The organism is Streptomyces xiaopingdaonensis, from assembly GCF_000262345.1.
GTDB lineage: Bacteria > Actinomycetota > Actinomycetes > Streptomycetales > Streptomycetaceae > Streptomyces > Streptomyces xiaopingdaonensis.
The window spans coordinates 1-18075 of the sequence record NZ_AJTQ01000346.1 but is presented as its reverse complement, the minus strand read 5'-3'; the positions used below and the strand labels follow the sequence as shown (position 1 = coordinate 18075).

The following is an 18075-nucleotide window of genomic DNA, read 5'->3' as shown; positions in this document are numbered from 1 at the left end:
AGAGCTTCGGCCACCTCCGGGCTGCCGAGGGTTTCGCCCTTCTCCATCTTTCCGAAGAGCGACCAGTCCCAGCCGAGTTGCTCGCCGAGCCGGCGCAGGCTCTCCCCCTTCTTGCGTCTCAGCGCGTACAGCTCCTCCGCGAACCGGCGGCGCGGCTCCTGGCTGCGGCTGGTGCGGGCCCTTCGCTGCGGCACAACGGCCCCCTGCGTGGAAGGTGTGGAGTTTCTGCCCCGTTCGCGTAACCACCTGGTGCGCGGGGGCTGTTGGCGTGCTGTCGGGATACATCCTCGGAAACGTCATAGCAGCGTATTCCGGCCCTCACGCGCATGCGCCGTGAAGCAACTCATTCGGGAGCAGATCCATGATTCTCCGACACCCCTCACATCGACCGTGCTACTGGGGCGGTTCGCCCCGTACGGCCGCGGTGGCAGGCGTCCACGCGACGGGCGCCGCGCGGTGACGGGCCCGCGCGTCGGCCAGGTGGTCCACGACGTGCTGCGGCAGCGCGTCGGCGTCGTCATGGGGCACGCAGGCCCCTACGTGCAGGTGCGCCCGCTCGCCGGGGGCCGCGAGTGGGACGCCACACCGGGGCAGCTCCGCGCCTGACGACGGAGGAAACGCTCAGTGCGGAGCTGGCGGAGGTCAACCGGCGTAGCCGGGAGGGCCGTTGAGGCGTTCCGTCACCGCTCCAGCGGGCGCCACCGCACGCCAGGCCACGGCTACCGCGGCCCCCTCCACCGCCCGCCCCGTGCCGCCGCCACGAGCTCCGGCACCGTGGCCAGCTTCACCCGGGGCCGCCCGTCGCGGTGGCCGCGGGCGGCCTCGGTGCGTTCGATCGCTGCGAGGCCGCGGGCGTCGACGATCCGGCGGTTGCGGGATCTGGCGAGGCGCTGGAACGCCCTGGCGGAGGCGGAGGGTTCGGGGAGCGAGCCGGCCACCGCGTCGGCGAGGAGAGTGCTCACCGTCTCCTCCGCGCAGGTGCGGTTGGCGCCGATGCCGCCGGAGGGGCCGCGCTTGATCCAGCCGACGACGTAGGTGCCGGGGCGCCCTGCGACGCGTCCCGTCTCGTGCGGGACGGTGCCGGTCGTCTCGTCGAACGGCAGCCCGTCGAGAGGGAGTCCGCGGTAGCCGATGGAGCGGAGCAGCATGCCCGCGGGGATCTCCTGCTCGCCCGCGGCGCCGGAGGTGCGCACCGCGGAGACCCCGCGCGTCCCGAGCACCTCGCGGGGCTCGCTGTGGAAGCGGAAGACGATGCGTCGGCCGGGACCGGGGGCGCTCTCCCACGCGACGGGCGCGCGGGGGACGCCCTGGAGCACGGCCGCCTTCTCCTTCGCGCCGGCCCCGTCGATCGCTGCGGCGATCCGCTCGTCGTGGTCGTCGACGAGGAGGTCGACGCCGGGCAGGTGCTTGAGGGCGAGCAACTCCGTTGCGGTGCAGGCCGCGTGCTCGGGACCGCGGCGGGCGAGCAGCACGACCTCGCGGACGTCGGCCGCGCGCAGCGCCTCCAGCGCGTGGTCGGCTATGTCGGTGCGGGCGAGCGCCTCCGGGTCGGCTAGGAGGATACGGGCGACGTCGAGCGCGACGTTGCCGTTGCCGACGACCACGACGCGCTCCGCCGAGAGGTCCACCGCGTCGGGCGGGACGTCCGGGTGCGCGTTGTACCAGGCGACGAACCGCGTGGCGGAGATGCTGCCGGGCAACTCCTCGCCCTCGATGCCGAGTTGCCGGTCGGCGGAGGCGCCGACCGCGTAGACCACCGCGTCGTGGTGGGCGGCGAGCTCCTCCGCCGTGACGTCCGTGCCGACCGAGAGGCCGAGGTGCATCCGCACCCTGGGGTGGTCGTGGAAGCGTGCGAAGGTCTCGGCCGCCTTCTTGGTGTCGGGGTGGTCGGGCGCGACGCCGTACCGCATGAGGCCGCCCGCCACCGGGAGCCGGTCGACGAGGGTCACCTCGGAATTGGTGTGGAGCAGCAGGTCCTGCGCCGCGTACATCCCGGCGGGCCCCGTGCCGACGACCGCGACCCGCAGCGGGCCGAAGTCGGAGGGCAGGCTCCGCGGGAAGGAAGGGGCGCCCCACGTATGGAAGTTGGGCCCCTCGGGGGCGGGCGCGGGGTTCTCCTCGTAGTACGCGGCGTTGAGGTCCGCGTACTCGCGCAGACCCGCGGAGAGGCTCTCCACCGGGAAGATCGCGTCGACGGGGCAGGCGTCCGCGCAGGCGCCGCAGTCGATGCAGGTCTTCGGGTCGATGTGGAGCATCTCCGTGCTGCCGAACTGCCGCTCCTCCGGCGTCGGATGGATGCAGTTGACGGGGCAGACCGCGACGCAGGTCGCGTCGGTGCAGCAGGTCTGGGTGATGGCGTAGCTCATGTGGTCAGCTCTGTTCGGCTCGGCCCTGGGCGTCGTTGGTGGTCGCTCAGATGAGGTTGGCGCGCTTGTAGAACGCGAGGGCGGGCCTGGTGAGCAGCCGCGAGGAGGAGAGGAACTCCATCAGGCCCGAACAGCTCGAGCGCACCATCGACTTGTAGTGCTGATTCGCCTTCGCCTCGCGCAGCGCCCGCTTCACGTCGAGCCCCGCGTTGGCGTAGACGTCCTTGTTGACCATGCTGGTGACGATGAAATACGAGGCGACGGCGACGACGAACGCCTGGAGGTGCCGGCGCGTCGGCCCGGCCTTCCGGAGCCGCCGGCGCGTCTGCTCCCGGGCGAACTTCATGTGCCGGGATTCCTCGACGACGTGGATGTTGTTGATCGTCCGCACGAACGGGACGACCCGCTCGTCGCGCATCCAGTCGCGCTGCATGACGTCGAGGACCTCCTCGGCGACGAGGATCGCCGCGTAGGCGGCCTCGCCGAAGGCGACCGTCTTGAAGGCGCGGCCGAGTTCGAGGACGGCGCGCGGCGGCTTGTACGGCGGGGCGCCGAGCTTCGCCGCGCCGCGCGCGAACATGATGGAGTGGCGGCACTCGTCGGCGATCTCGGTGAGGGCGAACTGGAAGTCGCTGCTCGTCGGGTCCTTGGCGTAGATGTCCCGCAGCAGCATCTGCTGGAGGATCATCTCGAACCAGATGCCGGTGGAGGCGACGGAGGCGGCCTCCTGCCGCGTCAGCTCCTTGCGCTGCTCCTCGGTCATCTCCTTCCAGTAGCGCGTGCCGTAGAGGGAGCTCCACTCGGGGCTCGCGCCGTGGAAGTCCTTGTCGAGCGGGGTCTCCCAGTCGACCTCGGTGGCCGGGTCGTAGGCGAGCGTCGCCGCGGAGTCGAGCAGCTTCTGGGAGACGTCGTCCTCGACGGCCTCGTGGTGCGACGTCGTCGTCACGGTGGTGTTGGCCATGGTGCGGCTCCTCGGTCCAACTGAGGGATTTTCCCGCCTGTTGCTGCTGTCTGCGAGCACTGGTGCTTACGGGTGCGGCGGGCGGCCGCCCTGTGGCCGCGCGCCGAGGTCGGAGGCCGCTGCCCTCCTTGTTAGACGGACCGTATAACAAGCCGATGCGCGGGGCCTACCCCTCGGTACGAGATTTCCGCGTTGCGCCTGCCCGGCCGACCGCGCGCCGGGGTCGGCCGGGAACTCCGGTCCTGAAGGCCGGAGTTGGAGACAGGCAGTCCGCCCGGCCCACCGCTCCTTTAAGTCAGTTGTTTGACTTACGGGACGGTGCTCCGGTTGACTTCGGCAGAGCACGCGCCGAACGGCCGGAGGAGAGACCCGCTGCATGGACGCCCACGTCCGCCACCGACGGCCCGCCGCTCCAGGGTCCGCCCGGACGCAGGGAAGCCGCCTCGCACGCATGCGCGCGACGCTGGCCACGGGCCCGGGCCACGCTCCGTCCGGCCGCACGCACCGCGCCTGAACCGCGCGTTCCGAAACCCGCCGTTCCCGCCCGGAGTCCCGACCGCACCGACTCCGCGAGCGCCCCGCAGGGCCCCCGCGCGTGCACATGCAGCACGCACACCGAGAGAAAGAGGACTTCGATGTCCGCATCCACTCCCCCCGCCGAACCTCCCGTGAGCGAGGAAGAGTTGGCGGCGCTGCGCGCCCGCTACCGCGCCGAGCGGGACCGTCGGGTCCGCCCGGAGGGGAACCAGCAGTACCAGCGCGCCGAGGGAGAGTTCGGCTACTACTCGGCCGACCCGTACGCGGACCCGGAGTTCACCCGCGAGCCGCTGGAGGACCGCGTCGAGGCCGCGATCGTCGGCGGCGGGTTCGGCGGGCTGCTCGCGGGGGCGCGGCTGCGTCAGGCCGGGGTCGAGTCGATCCGCGTCGTCGAGGAGGGCGGCGACTTCGGCGGCACCTGGTACTGGAACCGGTACCCCGGCATCCACTGCGACATCGAGTCCTACATCTATATGCCGCTCCTCGAAGAGGTCGGCTACGTCCCGCAGTGGAAGTACGCGCCGGGCGAGGAGATCAGGCAGCACGCGCAGGCCGTCGGGCGCACCTTCGACCTCTACCGCGACGCCTGCTTCCAGACCCGCGTCACCGAACTCCGCTGGGACGACGCCGAGTCGGAGTGGATCGTCACCACCGACCGCGGCGACCGGATGCGCGCACGGTACGTCGTCACGGCGAGCGGCACCCTCAGCCAGGCGAAGCTCCCCGGCATCCCCGGCATCGAGACGTTCAAGGGCCACACCTTCCACACCAGCCGCTGGGACTACGCGTACACGGGCGGCGACGCCGAGGGGAACCTGCACAAGCTCGCCGACAAGCGCGTCGCGCTCATCGGCACCGGAGCGACGGCGATCCAGGTCGTCCCCCATCTCGGCGCCGATGCGGCCGAGTTGTTCGTCTTCCAGCGCACGCCCTCCACCGTCGACGTCCGCGCCAACCGGCCCACCGACGCCGCGTGGGCGTCCTCGCTCGCCCCCGGCTGGCAGCGGGAGCGCAGGGAGAACTTCCTCGCGCTCGTCACCGGAGGCGACGTCGAGGAGGACCTCGTCGCCGACAGCTGGACGAGCAGCGCCCGCCTCCACCAGAGCCTCCTGCCGAGCGACGGCTACCAGGACACAGGCCCCGAGGAGCGCGAACGCGCCTTGGAGGTCGCCGACTTCCACAAGATGAACGAGATCCGCGACCGCGTCGACGCACTCGTCGCGGACCCGGAGACGGCCGACCTCCTCAAGCCCTGGTACCGCTACATGTGCAAGCGGCCGACCTTCAGCGACCACTACCTCCAGACGTTCAACCGCCCCAACGTCACCCTCGTCGACACGGCGGACACGCACGGCGTCGAGCGCATCACCGAGACCGGCGTCGTGGTGGGCGGGACGGAGTACGAGGTCGACTGCATCATCTTCAGCACCGGGTTCGAGGTCGGCGTCTCGGGGATCACCTCCGGGCGCCTCCCCGTCCACGGCAGGGACGGCCTGCCCCTGGGCGAGGCGTGGCGGGAGGGGCCGCGCACCCTGCACGGCTTCTACTCGCACGGCTTCCCCAACCTCTTCCAGCTCGGCCCGCTCCAGAACGCCAGCTCCGTCAACTTCGTGCACGTCCTCGACGAGCAGGCGTCCCACGTCGCCGAGGTCGTCGCGGCGGCCCGGCGGAGCAGGGCCCTGCGCGTGGAGCCCTCGCGCGAGGCGGAGGCGGCGTGGCTCGCGACGATCCGCGAGAAGGCCGCGGACCTCTACAAGTTCCACGCCGAGTGCACCCCCGGCTACTACAACAACGAGGGCAGGCCGAGGCAGCGCAGCGAGTCCTTCGGGGACGGTCCGGTCGCCTTCCACGCACTGCTGCGGCAGTGGCGCACCGAGGGCGGGCTCGACGAGGTGCTCGTCGAGTCGGCCGACGGACGCGGCTGGAAGGAGAGCGCCGATGCACAGTGACTACGCCGCGAACGGCTCTTCTCCGCAAGGAAGTTGGGAGGCGAGCAGGCTCAACCCGCCGACGCCGCTGTGGGGTTCCAACGGTGTGGCCTTCGGCCCCGACGGCAGGCTGTACGTCGCGCAGTTCCTCTCCGGCCGGATTAGCGCGCTCGACACGGGCAGCGGCGACGTCGAGGTCGTCGTCGGCCCGGGCGACCCCGTCCAGTCGCCCGACGACCTCGCCTTCGGCGCCGACGGTTCGATGTACATCGCCGACCTCGTCCCCGGACGCGTGTGGCGCCGCTCCCCGCAGGGCGCGTACACCCTCGTCTCGGACCGCGTGAAGGTGCCCAACGGCATCACCTGCCTGGGCGACCGACTCTTCGTCAACGAGATGAAGATGGACGGCCGGCTGCTGGAACTCTTCACCGACGGCCGGGAACCCGTGGTGGTCACCGAAGGGCTCGCGATGGGCAACGCGATGCAAGTCGGCCCGGACGGCTGCCTCTACTACCCGCACATGATGACGGGCGAGGTCTGGCGCGTCCCGACGGACGGCGGGCCCTCCGAGGTCGTCGCACGCGGCGTCCACGAGCCGGTCGCCGTCCGCTTCGACCGAGGCGGCGTCCTGCTCGTCCTCTCCCGGGGCGAGTCGGGCCTCGTCACCCGCATCGACCTGCACGGCACGGGCTCGCGGTCCCTCATCGGCAGCGGGCTCGTCGGCCTCGACAACGCGGCCTTCGACGCGGAGAACCGCATGTTCGTCTCCAGCTTCGCCAGCGGCGGCATCACCGAGATGCACCCCGACGGGCGCACCCGGGAGGTGCTGCCCCGCGGCCTCAGCGGTCCCTACGGCGTCACCGTCGATCTGCGGGGCACGGTGTACGCGGCGGACCACTACCGCCTCGCGGAGCCCGCCGGCCGCGCGGCCCCCGGCACGACCGACGTGGTCACCCGGCGCCTGAAGCCGTTCGCGCACGGCATCGTCGCCGACGGGGAGTTGCTCCACCTCACCTCGCAGTACGGCAGCGTCGAGACGTACGACCCCGGAGACGGCACCACCCGCGTCCGCGCGAGCGGGCTGCGGCAGCCGACGGGCGTCGCCGTCGCGCCGGACGGTGCGCTCGCGGTGGCCGAGAGCGGCGCGGGCCGCGTCATTTCCCTCGGCGAGGACGACGCGGTCTCGACCCTCGCCGAGGACCTGCCGCACCCCGTCGACGTGGCCTTCGACGCGGAAGGGCGCTGCTACGTCAGCGACGACGTGCTCGGCGCCGTGCTGCGGCTAGACGCGGAGGGCGCGTACCCGCTCGCCGAGGGGCTCGAAGGCCCGCAGGGGCTCGCCGTCCTCGGCGAGCGGGTGTTCACGGTGGAGGCGCAGGCGCGCCGGCTGCTCGGCATCTCCCTGAAGACGGGTGAACGACGGGTCGAGCGCGAGGAGTTGGCCCTCGGCACCGCGCCGGCGGAGCAGCCCGCACTCTTCGCCCACGGCATGCCCGGCATCCCCCGCCTCTTCGCGGGCCTCACCGCGGCACCCGACGGCTCCCTGCTCCTCTCGGCGAACGGGGAAGGCACGGTGGTACGGCTCTCGCCCACGTGCGCCGGCGCCTCGGAAGGATGACGGCGGCCGGGGGCGCCGCGTGCGTCCCCGGCCCTCGACCGCTCCTGCCGCGCCGCCCTTTCGCTCAGCGGTTCGTGTACCCGGCGTCGACGGAGCCCGTCACATACGGCGCCTGCTCGGAGGCGAGCCACAGGCTCGCCCGTGCGACCTCGCGCGGCTGCCCGAAGCGGCCGAGCAGGCTGAACGGGGGTGCGTACTCCTCCTCGGCGAGGATGCCGGGCAGGCCGGGCCGCACGTCGCCGAAGCCCCCTCCGGCACCGTCCGCAACCCGCGAGCGGCATCGTGCTAGACATGCACCGGCCCGTACCGCGTCCGACGGGCCGGGAGCAGAGAGGTGAGCCGTGCCCGAGCAGGACCCGTACGCGTGGTTGGAAGACGTCGACTCCGAGGCGGCGCTCGCCTGGGTCGGCGAGCGCAACGCGGAGACCGTCGACGCGCTCACCGCCGACCCCGCGTTCGAAGGGCTCAGGGACGCGGTGCGCGAGGTCCTCGACGACACCGCGCGCATCCCCTACGTCGTCCGCCGCGGCCCCCACCTCTACAACTTCTGGCGCGACCACGACCACCCGTTGGGTGTGTGGCGGCGCACCACCCTCGACGAGTACCGCTCCCCCGCACCCCGCTGGGAGACGCTTCTCGACGTGGACGCACTCGCCGCCGCCGAAGGCGTCCGGTGGGTGTGGGCGGGCGCCACCGTCCTGCGGGGCGGGCCGCCGCGTGCCCTCGTCGAGCTCTCCCGGGACGGCGCCGACGCCACGGTCGTCCGTGAACTCGACCTCGACCGGGGAGCGTTCGTCGAGGGCGGCTTCCGGCTCCCGGAGGCGAAGAACGCCGTCGACTGGATCGACGAGGACCACGTCTTCGTCGCCACCGACACCGGTCCCGGCTCCCTCACCGACTCCGGCTACCCCCGCACCGTGCGGCGCTGGCGCCGCGGAACCCGGGTCGGGGACGCACCCGTCGTCTTCGCCGGCGCTGCGGACGACGTCTCCGTCGGGGCCTGGCACGACCCGGCGCCCGGGTTCGAGCGGGACCTGGTCGTGCGCCATCGGGACTTCTGGCACAGCGAGTTCTTCCTCCTTCCCGAGGACGGCGAGCCCGTGCGCATCGAGGTGCCCGCCGACTGCGAGCCCCAACTCCACCGCGAGCGGCTGCTGGTGAGGGTGCGCTCGCCGTGGCTCGGGCAACCCGCGGGGTCGCTGCTCGCCTTCCCGCTCGACGCGTTCCTCGCGGGCGAGCGGGCGTACGAGGTGCTCTTCACCCCCGACGAGCGCACCGTCCTCGAAGAGTTCACCACCACCCGCAGCCGCCTCGTCCTGACGACGCTCACCGACGCGTCCACGCAGCTCCACCTGCTCAGCCCCGAACCGGGCGGCGGCTGGTCGCGCAGCCCCCTCGGCGAGGTGCCGCCGCTCGCCACCGCCACCGTGACTGCGACCTCGCCGTACGAGGACGACGAGACGGCGGAAGAGGTCCTCTTCGACGTCGGCGGATTCCTCCGACCCTCCGCGCTGCGCCGGGTCGTGGCCGGCCGCCCGGGGGTCGAGACCCTTCGCCGCGCTCCGGCACGGTTCAGGACCGAAGGGCTGTGCGTACGGCAGCACTTCGCACGCTCGGCCGACGGGACGCGCGTGCCGTACTTCGTCGTCGGCCCCGAGGACCGCGAGGGCCCCGGGCCCACGCTGCTCTACGGCTACGGCGGCTTCGAGATTTCGCTCACTCCGCTCTACTCCGCGGTGACGGGCCGGAGTTGGCTGGAGCGCGGCGGCACGTACGCGGTGGCGAACATCCGCGGCGGCGGCGAGTACGGACCCGCGTGGCACCGTGCCGCGCTCGGCGCCCGCCGGGAGGCCGCGTTCGACGACTTCGCCGCGGTGGCGCAGGACCTCGTCGCGCGGGGCATCACGACGCCCGGACGCCTCGGCGCCTCCGGGGGCAGCAACGGGGGCCTGCTGACCGGGGTGATGCTCACGCGCCGTCCCGAACTCTTCGGCGCCGTCGTCTCCGAGGCGCCGCTGCTGGACATGGTGCGGTACCACCGGCTCCTCGCCGGCGCCTCCTGGACGGCCGAGTACGGCGACCCCGAGGTGCCCGAGGAGCGAGCGCACCTGCTGCGCTGGTCTCCGTACCACAACCTCCGGACGGGGCACGGCTCTCCGCCCCTGCTGCTGACGACCTCCACCCGCGACGACCGCGTACACCCGGGCCACGCACGGAAGATGGCCGCTCGCATGCGCGAACTCGGGCTGCCCTGCGAGTACTTCGAGAACACCGGCGGAGGGCACTCGGGCGCCTCCGACCACGGCGACGCGGCCTTCCTCGAAGCACTCGTCCACACCTTCCTGTGGCGGGAGTTGGGCGAGGAGCGGCGGGTACCGGAGTGACGGGTCGACCGGCGGGGCCTTCCCCCGGTACCGGATCGACTCGTACGTGCCTTCGCGGACGGCCGCTGCCCGCGGTGCGGTGCTGCGGCGGTCGTGCCCGCGGCGTGTCCGAGCCCTGTAACAAGCTGTCCCACCGCCTTGGGGCAGGCGCGGGGCCGTGGTTGCCTGACGGCCCGCAGCCCTGGATGCGCCGGGGATGCCGGGCGGCCGGCGTGCACGCGCGCCGCACGCAGCCCGCGCCGAGAAGCACGTGATCAGAAGAGGTACGCCCGTGTCCACGACCGCGCATCCGACCGGTACGCGCGCCCCGGTTTCCGCCGCCCTCCCGCCGTGGCAGCTCTGCGGACTCGCCCTCGCCGCGGGCCTCGCGGCAGGAGCCCTGACCTCCTTCGGTCAGACCGTCCTCCCCGGCGGCTGGCACGCGCTCGTCAACTCGGCCTCCCCGTGGGTCGCGGTCGCCTTCCTCGTCGGTTTGCGTGCTCCCGGCCGCTGGCGCGGGGCGGCAGCGGCCGGGCTGCTGTCGCAAGTCGGCTTGGTGGCCGGGTACTTCGTTACCGCGGAGTTCCGGGGGTTCTCCTCCGGTATGTCCTCCGTGCTGGTCTGGATCGTCGCCGGTGTGGTGGCCGGCCCGGTCCACGGTGCGGCCGGCGCGCTCCTCAAGGACGACCGGCGGCATGTCCGGACGGTGGCCGCCGGGCTGACAGGGTCGGTCTGGGGCGTGGAGGGACTGCATTTCCTGCGGCTCGCGGCCGACTCCGGCACCGGCCCTGGGGCGGCCGCCGGATGGTGCTACCTCCTCGTCAGCCTCCTGCTCCCCCTGCTCCTCGCCCGCTTCGTGCGGGAGCGGAGCTACGCTCTGCTGACGCTGGTCGCCGGCGCGGGAGCCGTGGCCGCGTCGCTGGTCCTGCTGGAGACGGCGTTGATGCTGTGAACACGCCGCGCGGAGGCGAGTTGGGCGCCCGCCGGTCGGACCGCGACGGTGCCGGCGTGGAGGACCAGCGGCGCGACGTCGGCCGCCGCACGCCGAGCACGGCGCACTTGCGCGACGTCGTGCGGACCGCGCTCCCGCCACGCCGCAGCGCTCTCGATCAGCACAGCACCGTCGTTGGGCGGGGAGCAGCGGCCACCCCCGGGACGGACGCCGCGCGGGTGCCGGTACGCGCCAACGCACCTGCCGTGCAGCCCAGTCGGCGAGAAGCCGCTTCGAACCGGACCGGGCCTTCCGCCGCCCGGACACCCCCGCGCAGTGCCTCTGCTACCCACCGCACGCCCAGGGACGTCTTCCGCAGCAGCGCCCGCTATACCGCCGTTTCCTCCCCTTCGGCCTCGGGCAGCCGCACCGAGGCGAGCGGGACGGCGGTGAACATCTCGGGCTCCTCGTCGGGCTCCAGCGCCGTGGGGCCGTAGACCCAGTCGGTGAAGCCGTAGTCGTAGGTGTCCCGAGCGCGCAGGAAGACGTTGCGCTGCCGCCGCTTCGTGCCGTCGAGGTGCCACAACTCGCCCCAGGCGCGCGCCGTGTTCAGCACCCTGCGGCAGTGCTCGACGCGGACGGCCTGGTAGGCGGCGAGCACCGCATCCCAGTCGAGGCCGCCGGCGCCGCCGAGGCGCCGTGCGACGTGGCGGGCGAGCACCCATCCGTCCTCGATCGCCATGATCGCGCCCTGCGCCATGTACTGGAGCGGCGGGTGGGCCGCGTCGCCGAGGAGGGCGACTCTTCCGTGTATCCAGGTGTCGACCGGGTCCCGGTCGAGCATCTGCCACCACCGGTCCCGCCACATCAGCGGGATGCCCTTGCGGACGGTGTCGCAGGTGCCGACGAAGGCGGCGTCGAGCTCGTCGGGCGTGCCCCAATCCTTCTTTCCCGCACGGGCCTTCGGTGATTCGAAGACGGCGACCTGGTTGAACATCTCACCGCCGCGGAGCGCGTACTGGACGAAATGGCAGCGCGGGCCGACGTGGACGGTGACGTCCTGCTCCGCCACACCGTGCGTGCGCACCTCGCCGATGGGGACGGCGGCCCGGTAGGCGACGTAGTCGGAGCTGACGACGGCGTCCCCGACGAGTTGCCGCCGGGCCACCGAGTGCAGTCCGTCGGCGGCGAGGACGACGGACGCCTCCTCGGTGCCGCCGTCCTCCAGGAGTACGCGGGCGCCGTCAGCGGTCTGCTCGTACTCCACGACGGTTCGATCGGTGAGGAGTTCGACGCCGGCGCGGCGGCAGGCGCGCAGGAAGATGCCGTGCAGGTCGCTGCGGTGGATGACCATGTAGGGCGAGCCGTAGCGGCGCTCCAGGTCCCGCAGGTCGAGGCGGGTGAGTTCGCGGCCGTCGAGCGCGTCCCGCATCACCATGTTCTCCGGGAGCACGCCGAGGCCTTTCGCCTCGTCGAGCAGTCCGTAATCGGCAAGGATGCGGGTGCAGTTGGGGGCGACCTGGATACCGGCGCCGACCTCGCCGAACTCCTGGGCGCGTTCGAGGACGCGTACCCTCAACCCTTCGCGGGCGAGGGCGAACGCGGAGCTGAGGCCGCCGATGCCGCCACCGACGACGAGCACGTCGGCTCCGCCGTCGGCAGTAGTTGGTGCAGGGTTCATCGTCTCTTCCTTGGGTGCTTGCGTGGGCGGGCCCTTCACAGCCACGGGGGCAGAGCGGGCGCCGGCTCGCCGGAGGGGAACGTGAGGGCGTGCTCCCGGCCCGTGAGGTACGCCGTCAACTCGGCGAGAGAGGAGGTGAGTTCGGCCGCCGCACCGCCGCCGGAGAGCGCCCAGCGCCCTCCCGTGTCGCCGGCGTGCAGGGTGAGCGCGGGGCCGCCGCCCCTGGTGCGCTTCGCCACGGCGTCGTCGCAGAGGGCGGAGAGGAACCCGGCGGGCAGGTCGGCGAAGGTGACCCCGGTGCCGAGGTCCACGGCGTGGACGCACACCTCCCGCGCGCGCATCCACGGCAGCTCGGTCGCGGGCACGGTGCGGCCCTGCGCCGTCACGACGAGCGCCTGCCACCGGCGGTCGTCCAACGCCTCGGCCGCGGTGGCGAGTTCGTCGGCCGACCGCCGCAGCCAGGCGAGGAGCCGGGGCGCGGGCAGCTCGGCGCCCTCCGCGATCCCGGCGTCTCGCTCCTCGGGCGAGGAGTACATCGGCGTCCGCTCGCCCGTCGCCGCCCAGTGGACGAGGTTGCCGAGCGCGTCGGCGTTGGCGGCGACGTGGGCGACCAGGTGCTTACGGGTCCAGCCGGGAAGCGCGCTCGGCGCCGCGAGGCCGGCGGCGTCGAGATCGGCGGCGTCGAGGAAGAGGGAGCTGCCGAGGGCGGCCCACTCACGCGCCTCGTCGAACGTGCGGGCCATCAGGCGGACTTCTCCTCGACGACGCGGTTCTCCAGCCGCCCGATGCCGTCGATCTCGGCGACCACCTCCTCCCCGCCGCGCAGGAACCGCTGCGGGTCCCTCGCCTGGCCGACGCCGCCGGGGGTGCCCGTGGCGATGAGGTCGCCGGGGTTGAGGCGCACGATCGTCGAGACGTACGCGACGAGGTCCACCGGGTCGAAGAGCAGGTCGCCCGTGGTGTCGGCCTGCATGACCTCACCGTCGACCGTCAGCCTGACGTCGAGTGCGGGGCGCACACCGCCCCGGAGCTCGTCGGGGGTCACCAGGCAGGGGCCGACCGGCGTGCTGGAGTCCCACGTCTTGCCCTGGAGCCACTCGCGGGTGCGGAACTGCCAGTCGCGGCAGGTGACGTCGTTGAGGACGGTGAATCCGGCGATCGCCTGCTCGGCCGCGGCTCCGGTCGCGCGCCGCACGGACTCGCCCACGACGACGGCGAGTTCGGCCTCCCAGTCGAATGCCTCGGTCTCCGGCGGGCGGACGATCCCGTCACGGGCGCCGATGAGGGAGTCGGCGAACTTGGCGAAGAGCGTGGGGTGTTCGGGAAGATCCCGCCCCATCTCCTGTATGTGGTTGCGGTAGTTGAGGCCGACGCAGACGACCTTCGACGGCTGCGGGACGAGCGGCGCGTAGTCGGCGTCGGCCGCAGCGTACGTCCGCGCGCCCTCGCCGGCCGCTGCGGCCCGCTCCGTCCAACCCTTCTCGGCGAGGAGAGCGCCGACGTCCCGCGCGCCGAGGTCGACCAGGACGTCGTCGTCGACCCTGACGGCCCTGGTCGTGCCGCCGGTACGGATGGTCGCGAACTTCATCGGACGGTTCCTTCCTCTTGGGTGCGGTCGAGGCCCAGCGACTCGAAGATCGGGGAGTCGCTGAAGCGGAAGAGGTCGAGGGCGCCGGAATCCGAGTCGGTCGGACCGGCCTCGGAGCGGACGGAGAACGGCTGCCACGACGGAACGACGAAGAGGTCGCCACGCGTCACGGACCACGCGCGCCCGCCGACGTCGACGGTCCCCGACCCGTCGAAGACCTGGTGGACGGAGGACCCCGTCTCGCGCACCGGCGCCGTCTCGGCGCCCCGGGCGACGCGGTGCACCTCGGCCCGGATCGTCGGCAGCACGTCGGCGCCGGTCGCCGGGTTGGTGTACCGCACGGCTGCGTGGCCCGGCTCGACGGTGCCGCCGAACCCTTCGGCTTCGAGGGCGAGTTGCTCGCTCAGGGCACGGTCGGTGTGCTCCCAGCGGTACGCCAACAGGGGTGTGCCGGAGGCGAGTTCGCCCGTGGACACCGGGCGGAGACCCGGGTGCCCCCAGAGGCGTTCGGCACGCGAGCGCTCCGGCGTCGTCCGCTCGGCCTCGCTGATCGCGTCCCGGCCGAACTCGAAGAACTGCGCCTCGGTGGCGTACTGGAAGGGGATGTCGAGGCCGTCGATCCACGCCATCGGCTCGGCCGTGGCGTTGTGGTGGGCGTGCAGGTTCCAGCCCGCCTGCGGCAGGAAGTCGCCGCGGCGCATCGCCACCGGGTCGCCGCCGACGACCGTCCAGACGCCCTCGCCCTCGACGACGAACCGGAACGCGTGCTGGGTGTGCCGATGCTCCGGAGCGTCCTCACCCGGCATGAGGTACTGGATGGCGGCCCACAGGGTGGGCGTGGCGAACGGCCGCCCGTCCAGCGCCGGGTTGGCGAGCGCGATGGCGCGCCGCTCGCCGCCGCGGCCGACGGGCACGAGGTGCCCGGCCTTGTCCGCGAGGGTACGCAGCCGCTCCCAGCGCCAGACGTGCGGCACGGCGCGCGAGCGCGGATGGGCGGGCATCAGGTCGCCGATCTCGGTCCACAGCGGGACGAGCAGCTCCTCTTCGAAGCCCCGGTACAACTCCTGGAGTTCCGGGGTGACTTCGGGCTGCCCTGCTGCTGAGACGGCCCGGAGCCGGACGGGGGTGCCCGTGGCGGGCTCTTGAGTACGGGAGGACTGAGTCACGTGTCACAGAGTGGGTCCGGTGCGCTGTGCGGACATGTAGATTCCGGAGAGCAGAAATCGGTGGAGGCGCTGTGGACAAACCCCTCAAGACCCCGCCGCCCTACCCCGTCGCCAGCGTCGACCACGCCCTGAGGGCGGCGACGATCCTGCAGATGGAGGGCGAGGCGACCGTTTCGCAGATCGCGGACCGCCTCGGCGTCGCAAGGTCCACGGCACACCGGCTCCTCGCGATGCTCGTCTACCGGGACTTCGCCGTGCAGGAGGAGAACCGCGTCTACCGCGCGGGCCCCGTCCTCGAACTCGCCGCGCACTCCCGGTCGCAGGTCTCCCGGCTGCGCACCGCGGCGCTCCCCCATCTCCACCGCCTCGTCGACCTCCTGGAGGAGACGGCCAACCTCACGGTGCGCACGGGGGACACCGCTCGCTTCCTCGCCAGCGTGGAGTGCTCACGCTCGCTCCGTGTCGGCTCGCGCGAGGGGATGGTCTTCCCCGCGCACCGCACCACGGCGGGGCTGCTCCTCCTCAGCGAGCTCGACGACGCGGAACTCGAAGAGGTCTTCGCCCACGACCGCTACCGCGACCGCCCGGGAGACCGCCCCCATCTCCCCGCGCTGCGCACCGAGTTGAGGCGCGTCGCGCGCAACGGGTTCGCCGTCAACCAGCAGCGCTCGGAGCGCGGGCTCGTCGCCGTCGGCGTCCCTGTGCGCGCCGACGGCGTCCCGCAGGCGGGCCTCTCGCTCTCCATGCCGAGCGTCCGCTATTCCCCGCACCGGCTGCGCTCGCTCGTCGCGACGCTCGACGCGGCGGCACGCGCGCTGGAGTCGGACCTCGCGGGGGCGTGACCACCAACTCGTCTGCGATCGAGGATGGTTGGCGGGCCCGCGGGGCGCTCAGGCGGTCCGGCCGAGCCGCAAACGCTCGAGAACGCCGAGCCGTCCCCCGTAACCTGTCCGGCAAGAGCCGCCAGGCGGCTCAACCGTCGAAGTCGAGCGCCGTCCCGTACAACCGCTGCGCCCTCAACCGGACGACGACCCGGCGCTCGGCCACGAGCTGCTCGAAGAACGCCTCCTCGTCCAGCGGCTTACCCGGCTCGGGAACGATCGCGAGCAGCTCCCGCCCGATCGCGTCACCCGGCGTGGCGGTCGGTTCCGAGACCTCGGCCTCGCCCTCGGCCACGGCGAACGACCAGACATCCCCGCCGGAGACGTGCAGGGCCGCGCGCGGATCGCGCCGTAGCTGTGCGACCTTGACGCGGTCGGCGGTGGTGGAGAACCGCACGAGGCGCGCTTCGGCGTCCCAGGAGTAGAGCATGGTCGTGAGGTGGGGATGCCCGTTGCGCTTGTTGGTGGCGAGAGTGCCGAACTGCTGGGCGGCGAGCATGGCGGAGAGGGTGTCGTCGGTCAGGCCGCGGGGGCCTGGTTGCTGCGTCATGGTGCGCTCAACTTCCGTACGTCGCGGGGTATTCCGCGTCGCCGGGCGGTCAACTGACGCTCGTGTGGGACACGTTCGTCTTCACTGGACGGGGACGGGGCCGGAGGGGGCGCGTGAGCTGTGGAGTTCCCACGGCGAGGAACTCCAAGCCGACGTCACCGGCCTGCAACCCCTCGGCGAGCGTTGCCAGTTCGATTCCGCGGCCGAGCCGCTTGTGCTCGTGGACGACGAGGGCGGCACGGACACCGTAGGCACGCAGTTCACCGGCTGGGGCAACCGCCTTCTCCAGTGCGGCCGGATGGCGGCGCGGGTGGACATCGGGCAGTCGTTGACTTCCGCGCGCTCGAAGTCGCCGCTCACGACCGACCGTTGCATGAGTGGCGTCCAGTCGTTTGCGACAATTCATGCAACATGATCGCCGCGAGTGGACCGCCGGACAGGCGGGTGTTTCACGAGCGGTCCCCTATGAAACGCGCCGTGCCCCGCGCCCGTCGCAGGGTCAAGTTCGCCGGGCGGCCGGCGTGGCCGCGGCGCACCTGGGCGCCGCGGCGCCGACCGGACACTTTGTCCCGGCCGGTGGCGGGACGTCCCGCCACCGCTATGGGACTACCTGGCGGCCTCCGGATCGGCGGACTGCGTGTCTGCCATCTCGACGCGGAAGGGGTATGTCCCGGCTGCGGTGAACGTGTCGTGGATCGGCATGAGGAGCGAGGTGAGGCGACGGACGTTCGCGTCGCCGATCGGCGTCCACAGCGCGGCGCAGTGCTCGTCGGTCTCGACCTCGATCTGCTCGCGCGCCGCGATGCCGGCATCGGTCGCCGTGCCGTCGGCGTTGAGCCAGCCGCGTGCGACGAGGCGTGTCGTTGCCGCGGCCACCTCCTCGTCGTTCCACAGCCGGGTGGCACGTGCGATCGCTTCCGGGAAGTGACCTGTCGCGGTTTGCAGAACGTTGCAGTCGCACGGCCCGAGGTCGTTGGCGGCGAGCACGATGAAGTGCGCGTCGCCGCGCCACTCGCGCACCACCGTGATCTGCTGCCATAGCGCGACGAGCGGGTCGGATGGGAGGGGCACGGAGGCGTTGGCGGCAGCCATCGTCTTACCGGCGTAGTCGGCACGCGAGACGACCGGGTCGATCAGCGATCGTGCCTCCGCGATCTGATCGGCGGTGAGGTCTACGCCGACGCGCCGCATCGCACGATCGACGGCCGCGAAGCGAGCGGCCTGCCACTGCTCTGGCGTGGCGGTGTTCCACACGTCTGCCATGGCCTGCACTGAGCGTGGGCTGAAGTTGTAGAAGGCCGCGAGCGTGACCTGCCACGGGACCGCGCCCATCGGGGCCGACCGGAACGCGAAGTACGCCGGCGCGTACTCGGTGACGCCGAGCTCGGCGGCCTCCTCCGGTGCCTCGGGGACGAAGTAGACGAACAGGTGGGTCGCGTTGATGGTGAGGCTGACCTCGCGAACGGCGTTCATGTCCACGTTGGCACGACCAAAGGTGCTGGCGG

The 18075-nt window shown here is 72.5% G+C and carries 17 protein-coding genes; 7 read left to right on the top strand and 10 right to left on the bottom strand.

Going from position 1 to position 18075, the window contains the following annotated elements; all coding sequences use genetic code 11:
• A partial coding sequence (locus tag UWG_RS0126385; protein ID WP_029391789.1) for a helix-turn-helix domain-containing protein occupies window positions 1-194 on the bottom strand: 194 nt, incomplete at its 3' end.
• A gap of 262 nt (window positions 195-456) precedes the next feature.
• Here UWG_RS0126385 and UWG_RS32610 point away from each other — a divergent pair.
• Window positions 457-606: a hypothetical protein gene (locus tag UWG_RS32610; protein ID WP_016910195.1), complete on the top strand. Its 150-nt coding sequence runs from the start codon at window positions 457-459 to the stop codon at window positions 604-606.
• A gap of 113 nt (window positions 607-719) precedes the next feature.
• Here the strand turns inward: UWG_RS32610 and UWG_RS0126375 are convergent, their stop codons facing one another.
• Window positions 720-2366 carry an FAD-dependent oxidoreductase gene (locus UWG_RS0126375; RefSeq protein WP_016910194.1) on the bottom strand — a complete coding sequence of 549 codons (1647 nt, stop codon included), beginning with the start codon at window positions 2364-2366 and terminating at the stop codon, window positions 720-722.
• 46 nt (window positions 2367-2412) lie between these two features.
• Window positions 2413-3327 (bottom strand): AurF N-oxygenase family protein, encoded by a 915-nt coding sequence (locus tag UWG_RS0126370; protein ID WP_016910193.1) that lies wholly within the window; start codon window positions 3325-3327, stop codon window positions 2413-2415.
• A 635-nt stretch (window positions 3328-3962) separates the two neighbouring features.
• Between UWG_RS0126370 and UWG_RS0126365 the strand changes: the two genes are divergently transcribed.
• Both UWG_RS0126365 and UWG_RS0126360 read left to right on the top strand, forming a co-directional pair.
• Window positions 3963-5813: a flavin-containing monooxygenase gene (locus UWG_RS0126365; RefSeq protein ID WP_050988654.1), complete on the top strand. Its 1851-nt coding sequence runs from the start codon at window positions 3963-3965 to the stop codon at window positions 5811-5813.
• Window positions 5803-7410 carry an NHL repeat-containing protein gene (locus tag UWG_RS0126360; RefSeq protein WP_016910191.1) on the top strand — a complete coding sequence of 536 codons (1608 nt, stop codon included), beginning with the start codon at window positions 5803-5805 and terminating at the stop codon, window positions 7408-7410. The genes UWG_RS0126365 and UWG_RS0126360 overlap by 11 nt, the downstream gene beginning before the upstream one ends.
• A 64-nt stretch (window positions 7411-7474) precedes the next feature.
• On the opposite strand, the gene UWG_RS32410 is transcribed toward UWG_RS0126360, so the two are convergent.
• A complete protein-coding gene (locus UWG_RS32410) occupies window positions 7475-7645 on the bottom strand; it encodes an SDR family oxidoreductase (RefSeq protein ID WP_016910190.1) in 171 nt (56 codons plus the stop codon).
• Between the two features lie 106 nt (window positions 7646-7751).
• Here UWG_RS32410 and UWG_RS0126350 point away from each other — a divergent pair, with 106 nt between their 5' ends.
• Both UWG_RS0126350 and UWG_RS0126345 read left to right on the top strand, forming a co-directional pair.
• Window positions 7752-9794, top strand: coding sequence for a prolyl oligopeptidase family serine peptidase (locus UWG_RS0126350; RefSeq protein WP_016910189.1), 2043 nt, complete (start codon window positions 7752-7754; stop codon window positions 9792-9794).
• Between the two features lie 271 nt (window positions 9795-10065).
• Entirely contained in the window at window positions 10066-10725 is a 660-nt protein-coding gene (locus tag UWG_RS0126345; RefSeq protein ID WP_016910188.1) for a DUF6518 family protein, read from the top strand.
• A gap of 367 nt (window positions 10726-11092) precedes the next feature.
• Here the strand turns inward: UWG_RS0126345 and UWG_RS0126340 are convergent, their stop codons facing one another.
• The 4 genes from UWG_RS0126340 to UWG_RS0126325 are packed head-to-tail and all read right to left on the bottom strand — an operon-like array spanning window position 11093 to window position 15139.
• Window positions 11093-12385: an FAD-dependent oxidoreductase gene (locus tag UWG_RS0126340; protein WP_193386486.1), complete on the bottom strand. Its 1293-nt coding sequence runs from the start codon at window positions 12383-12385 to the stop codon at window positions 11093-11095.
• A 35-nt stretch (window positions 12386-12420) separates the two neighbouring features.
• Window positions 12421-13128 (bottom strand): maleylpyruvate isomerase family mycothiol-dependent enzyme, encoded by a 708-nt coding sequence (locus tag UWG_RS0126335; RefSeq protein ID WP_016910186.1) that lies wholly within the window; start codon window positions 13126-13128, stop codon window positions 12421-12423.
• Window positions 13128-13973: a fumarylacetoacetate hydrolase family protein gene (locus tag UWG_RS0126330; protein WP_016910185.1), complete on the bottom strand. Its 846-nt coding sequence runs from the start codon at window positions 13971-13973 to the stop codon at window positions 13128-13130. Before UWG_RS0126330 ends, UWG_RS0126335 begins: the two co-directional genes overlap by 1 nt.
• A complete protein-coding gene (locus UWG_RS0126325; protein ID WP_029391788.1) occupies window positions 13970-15139 on the bottom strand; it encodes a cupin domain-containing protein in 1170 nt (389 codons plus the stop codon). Before UWG_RS0126325 ends, UWG_RS0126330 begins: the two co-directional genes overlap by 4 nt.
• A 71-nt stretch (window positions 15140-15210) precedes the next feature.
• Between UWG_RS0126325 and UWG_RS0126320 the strand changes: the two genes are divergently transcribed.
• Window positions 15211-15981 (top strand): IclR family transcriptional regulator, encoded by a 771-nt coding sequence (locus tag UWG_RS0126320; protein WP_016910183.1) that lies wholly within the window; start codon window positions 15211-15213, stop codon window positions 15979-15981.
• Window positions 15982-16111: 130 nt separating this feature from the next.
• Here UWG_RS0126320 and UWG_RS0126315 read toward each other — a convergent pair whose 3' ends face one another.
• Entirely contained in the window at window positions 16112-16570 is a 459-nt protein-coding gene (locus UWG_RS0126315) for a pyridoxamine 5'-phosphate oxidase family protein (protein ID WP_016910182.1), read from the bottom strand.
• Between the two features lie 64 nt (window positions 16571-16634).
• Between UWG_RS0126315 and UWG_RS33205 the strand changes: the two genes are divergently transcribed.
• Window positions 16635-16985 (top strand): hypothetical protein, encoded by a 351-nt coding sequence (locus UWG_RS33205; protein WP_016910181.1) that lies wholly within the window; start codon window positions 16635-16637, stop codon window positions 16983-16985.
• A gap of 191 nt (window positions 16986-17176) precedes the next feature.
• On the opposite strand, the gene UWG_RS31130 is transcribed toward UWG_RS33205, so the two are convergent.
• Window positions 17177-18043, bottom strand: coding sequence for an SCO6745 family protein (locus tag UWG_RS31130; RefSeq protein WP_016910180.1), 867 nt, complete (start codon window positions 18041-18043; stop codon window positions 17177-17179).
• Window positions 18044-18075: the final 32 nt, after the last annotated feature.

Bases quoted from the DNA above. Each gene is read 5' to 3' on its own strand.
- UWG_RS0126335 (WP_016910186.1), bottom strand. From the start codon at position 13,128: ATGGCCCGCACGTTCGACGAGGCGCGTGAGTGGGCCGCCCTCGGCAGC.
- UWG_RS0126330 (WP_016910185.1), bottom strand. From the start codon at position 13,973: ATGAAGTTCGCGACCATCCGTACCGGCGGCACGACCAGGGCCGTCAGG.
- UWG_RS0126365 (WP_050988654.1), top strand. From the start codon at position 3,963: ATGTCCGCATCCACTCCCCCCGCCGAACCTCCCGTGAGCGAGGAAGAG.
- UWG_RS0126375 (WP_016910194.1), bottom strand. From the start codon at position 2,366: ATGAGCTACGCCATCACCCAGACCTGCTGCACCGACGCGACCTGCGTC.
- UWG_RS0126340 (WP_193386486.1), bottom strand. From the start codon at position 12,385: ATGAACCCTGCACCAACTACTGCCGACGGCGGAGCCGACGTGCTCGTC.
- UWG_RS0126370 (WP_016910193.1), bottom strand. From the start codon at position 3,327: ATGGCCAACACCACCGTGACGACGACGTCGCACCACGAGGCCGTCGAG.
- UWG_RS0126315 (WP_016910182.1), bottom strand. From the start codon at position 16,570: ATGACGCAGCAACCAGGCCCCCGCGGCCTGACCGACGACACCCTCTCC.
- UWG_RS31130 (WP_016910180.1), bottom strand. From the start codon at position 18,043: ATGAACGCCGTTCGCGAGGTCAGCCTCACCATCAACGCGACCCACCTG.
- UWG_RS0126360 (WP_016910191.1), top strand. From the start codon at position 5,803: ATGCACAGTGACTACGCCGCGAACGGCTCTTCTCCGCAAGGAAGTTGG.